Annotated in this window: 5 protein-coding genes; all 5 read left to right on the top strand. The window is 73.2% G+C overall.

Annotation, left to right across the window (positions count from 1 at the left end; translation table 11 throughout):
* The coding region (locus tag ACTIR_RS23325; protein ID WP_154663757.1) for an NAD(P)/FAD-dependent oxidoreductase at positions 1-499 on the top strand (499 nt) is incomplete at its 5' end.
* A gap of 188 nt (positions 500-687) precedes the next feature.
* Positions 688-1,281, top strand: a complete 594-nt coding sequence (locus ACTIR_RS0113785; protein WP_026454725.1) for a TetR/AcrR family transcriptional regulator — start codon at positions 688-690, stop codon at positions 1,279-1,281.
* Positions 1,282-1,384: 103 nt separating this feature from the next.
* Complete coding sequence (locus ACTIR_RS0113780; RefSeq protein ID WP_026454724.1) at positions 1,385-2,158, top strand: SDR family oxidoreductase; 774 nt, start codon at positions 1,385-1,387, stop codon at positions 2,156-2,158.
* Between the two features lie 235 nt (positions 2,159-2,393).
* A complete protein-coding gene (locus ACTIR_RS0113775) occupies positions 2,394-2,624 on the top strand; it encodes a hypothetical protein (protein ID WP_007026480.1) in 231 nt (76 codons plus the stop codon).
* Positions 2,625-2,804: 180 nt separating this feature from the next.
* Positions 2,805-4,340 (top strand): arylsulfotransferase family protein, encoded by a 1,536-nt coding sequence (locus ACTIR_RS0113770; RefSeq protein WP_026454723.1) that lies wholly within the window; start codon positions 2,805-2,807, stop codon positions 4,338-4,340.
* Positions 4,341-4,447 lie beyond the last annotated feature (107 nt).

The raw sequence follows: 4,447 nt of genomic DNA, 5'->3' as shown, positions 1-4,447 counted from the left end.
GACGGCGGTCCTGGCGACCGGTGCGTGGCTGGACCGGCTCGCCCGTACGGGCGGCGTGCGGGTACCGGTGCGGGCGGGGCGCGGGTACTCGTTCACCGTGCCGACCGAGGCGCCGGTCCCGGGGCCGGTCTACCTGCCGGGGGTCCGGGTGGCCTGTACGCCGTACCGGGGCGGGCTCCGCGTCGCCGGCACGATGGAGTTCCGGGGTCCCGACGACGCCCTCGACCGGGAGCGGATCGCGGCGATCGTCGCCTCCGCGCGCCCGTTGCTCGACGGCGTCCGGTGGGACGAGCGCACCGACGAGTGGGTGGGCCCGCGGCCGGTCACGCCGGACGGCAGGCCGCTGATCGGCGCGACCACCGTCCCGGGTGTCCACGTCGCGGGCGGACACGGCATGTGGGGGTTCACCCAGGGACCGGTCACCGGCAGGCTGCTCGCCGAACAGATCGTCACGGGCAAGCAGCCCGAGGAACTCCGCGACGTCGACCCCCTCCGCTGATCCGCCCCGGTGGGACCGGGTGTGCCGTGAAGGCCTCCCTGCCTGCGTCCGGTGCGGGGAAGGAGGCCTTCACGGCGTTCGGCGCGGGCAAGGGGGCCTTCACGGCATCCCGCCCCCGTCGAGGGTGGTCAATCGGTGATTGAGGCGGTGTTTGACCCGGGAGGTTGATCTCGGGTGTACTGGTGGTCATGACGGTGGCGTCCGGGGAGCCCTCCGCGCGGCGACGGTTGCTGGCCGTGGCCGAGGACCTGTTCCTGGAGTCCGGCTACGACCGGGTGTCGGTGCGCGCGATCAACTCCGCCGCCGGCATGAACCCGGCGGCGGTGCACTACCACTTCGGCTCCAAGGACGACCTCGTCGTGGCGCTGCTGGAGGACCGGCTCGCCCCGCTGTGGGCCGACCGGCTCGCCGACCTCGCCGCCCGGTGGGAACAGGGGCGGGCACCCTCGGTGGACGAACTCGTCGACGTCGTGCTCGCCCCGTTGACCACGCTCGCCACCGGGGCGGCGGGGCGACTGCACCTGCAGCTGCTCGCGCGGTTCGTGCTCGGCCGCACCCGCGTCGGGTGGACCTCGCGCTGGCACGATCCGGCCGCGTGGGCACGGTTGCTGTGCGCGGCGCGGCCCGATCTGTCCGAGCGGGAGGCCGCGCGCCGGTGGGTGTTGGCCTTCGACCTCATCCTGCAGACCTTCGGCACGCCGCTGACCGACGTGCCGTCCACCGGGACGGTGCCGGTCGGGACGCTGCGTGCGTTCGTCACCGCGGGCCTGGCGGCGCCGTGACCACGACCGTGTCCTCCGGCCTGTCCCACCGTGACGGTGGGCGGCCGGTGGACGGCGATCCCGCGGCCCGCGGGATCGCACCCCGAACGAGGAGGACCCCTGCATGGCACCGACCGTTGTCACCGGTTCCGCGTCCGGTATCGGCGCGGCCACCTGCGAGACCCTGCGGAAACAGGGCCGCGAGGTGCTCGGCGTCGATCTGCACGACGCGGACGTCGTCGCCGACCTGAGCACCCCGGACGGGCGCCGCGCCGCCGTGGACGGTGTCCTGGAACGCAGCGGCGGCGTGCTCGACGGCGCCGCCCTGTGCGCCGGGCTCGGCCCGCACGTGGACGACGCGCGGCGCATCGTCGCGGTGAACTACTTCGGCGCGCTCGCCCTGCTCGACGGGATCCTGCCCGCCCTGCGCCGGGGCACGGACCCGGCTGCGGTCGTGGTGTCGTCGGTCTCGTCCACCCAGCTCCCCTGGTCCGACAACCCCCTCGCCGAGGTGCTCGGGTCCGGCGACGAGTCCGCGGTGGACGACGCCCTCGCCGTCGGCGGGGAGTACCGCGGCCAGCTCGCCTACGCGGGGTCGAAGAACGCGCTCACCGTCGCCGTGCGGCGCCGGGTGTCCGACTGGGGCGCCGCGGGGGTCCGGCTGAACACGGTCGCCCCGGGCTCGGTCGAGACGCCGCTGCTCGAGGCGGGGATGCGGGACGAGCGGTACGGTCAGGCCATCCGCGACTTCGTGGCCCCGATCTCCCGGCACGCCCGGCCCGACGAGATCGCCTCCCTGATCGGATACCTGATGGGGGAGAACGCGGGGTTCATCCACGGTGCCCAGTTCGTCGTCGACGGTGGCGTCGACGCCCTGCTCCGGCCGACCGCGTTCTGACGGCCGCGTTCTGACGGCCGGACGTCGGGCGGTCCGATGTGGGCGGTGGACGGACGACGGATGGGAACCGGACGGCCGTTCACCGCCCCGTGGCAACCGTTACCGGGGAATCGCCCGGACGGAGGTCACCCGGTGCTGTGATTCCACTGTCGACCCTCGCCACCTCGGGTAGTGTCCTTGCAGTCAGCAAGATGAAGAATCCGTGGTCCGGATATGCTCGGCGGAGGAAACCGTCATGAACAAGAATGCCGACGAGATCGTTGTCGGTGACCGGATCACCTACCTCGCGGGCACGCCCGTCGGAATGGAGAAGCTGTTCCGCGACGGGGAGGTCGTCGCATACCCGATCGCCGACCCGTACACCTCGGTGCTCTGGTTTCCCACCCGACCGGACGACGCCGGGCTCGACGCCGAGCCGGTGTGGGTCCGACACGACCGGGTGGTCGACGTGGCACCGGTGGACTGAGCGACCACGGCCGTCCCCGGGGTAGGTCCGGGATCACCCCGGGGTCCGGGCCGGGTCCGCACGCGGCGAGCCCGGCCCGGACCCCGGACCGTCCCGGCCCCTCCGCGCGCAGACCCGGGACAACTCCTCGGTAACGTCACTCTTTTGAGCGACACTCACCGCCGAGGAGGACTACCGCCGATGGCTGACAGCGATCTCACGCGGCGGCGTTTCCTGCGCCGGGCCGCCCTGGTCGGCGCGGGCGTGGCCGTCCCGCTGACCACCGGTTACGTGGGATACCGGCTCCCCCGCCCGGAGCAGGCGGCCGCCGCCGGGGAACCGACCGCACCCCCCGCCAACGCGCTGCACCACTTCGTCTCCCGTCCCGACCTGCGCCCCCCACGGGTGACGGTCACCGCCCCCGGCGGGGACCCGGACGGCGGCGGCTACCTGTTCCTGAGCCCGAAGGCGTACCAGGACGGCAGCCCGAGCCAGCCCGGCTGCATGGTCGTCGACCGGCACGGCACGCCCGTGTGGTTCCTGCCCCGGGAGGGTGAACAGCTGATCCCGGCGGACTTCAAGGCGCAGACCTACCGCGGAGAACCGGTGCTGACCTGGTGGCAGGGTGAGGTTCTCGCCGGGTACGGGCAGGGCACGGCCGTCATCTACGACAGTGCGTACCGGCCGGTCGCCGAGGTCGGGATGGGCAACGGGATGCGGGCCGACCTGCACGAGTTCCTGATCACCGAGCGGGACACCGCACTGCTGATGGCCTACCACCCGGCGCGGGCCGATCTGTCCGCCGTCGGTGGCCCCGCGGACGGCTGGGTCTACGCCGGTGTGGTGCAGGAGGTCGACATCGCCTCCGGTGAGGTGCTGTTCGAGTGGAACAGTCTCGACCACGTCGCCGTCGACGAGACCTACAAGGAACTGGGCGAGGCCGGTACCGAGGACGCACCCTTCGACTACATCCACCTGAACTCGATCGCCGAGACCGACGACGACGGTCTCGTCCTGTCGGCCCGCAACACCTGGGCGCTGTACAAGATCTCCCGGGACAGCGGCGAGGTCGTGTGGCGGATGAACGGTCGCCGGTCCGACTTCGAGGTCGAGAAGACCGCCCGGTTCTCCTGGCAGCACGACGCGCGGATGCACCCCGGTGACCGGCTGGCACTGTTCGACAACTCCTCGTCGCCGCCGCAGGGGCCGCACTCCCGGGGGCTGGTGCTCCACATCGACCACGAGGCGCGCCGGGTCACGCTCGACCGCGAGTTCGTGCACCCGGCCGGGCTGCGCGCCGACAACCAGGGCAGCATGCAGCTGCTTGAGGACGGCCGTGCGCTCGTGGGCTGGGGATCGCAGCCCTACACCTCGGAGTTCGCCCCGGACGGCACGCTCGCGTTCGACGCCCGGTTCCCCGAACCCGACCAGTCCTACCGCGCCCGCACCGCGGACTGGACCGGCACGCCCGCCGAGAAACCCGCGGTCGGCATCGGGAGCAGCAAGGCGGGCGGACGCACCGTCTACACGAGCTGGAACGGCTCCACCGCGACGCGCCGGTGGCGGGTGTTCGCCGGGGAATCCGGCGACGCGCTGGAGCCGGTGGCGACCGTGGACCGCAGCGGCTTCGAGACGGCCGTGGCGGTCACCAGCGAGGGCCCCTTCTTCGCGGCCGAGGCCCTCGGCGCGGACGACGAGGTGCTGGCCCGCTCGGAGACGGTCCGGGACGGGGACTGATCCCGCCCCGGGACCGGTCGACGGCCCCGGACGGGGAGCACCCGCTCCCGCCCGGGGCCGTCGGCCCGCCTCCCGGAGCGTCGACCCGCGGTCCCGGAGTGGCGACC

Source organism: Saccharomonospora iraqiensis subsp. iraqiensis, assembly GCF_000430445.1.
In the GTDB taxonomy this organism is placed as follows: Bacteria; Actinomycetota; Actinomycetes; order Mycobacteriales; family Pseudonocardiaceae; genus Saccharomonospora; species Saccharomonospora iraqiensis.
This window is presented reverse-complemented; position numbering and strand designations above follow the sequence as displayed.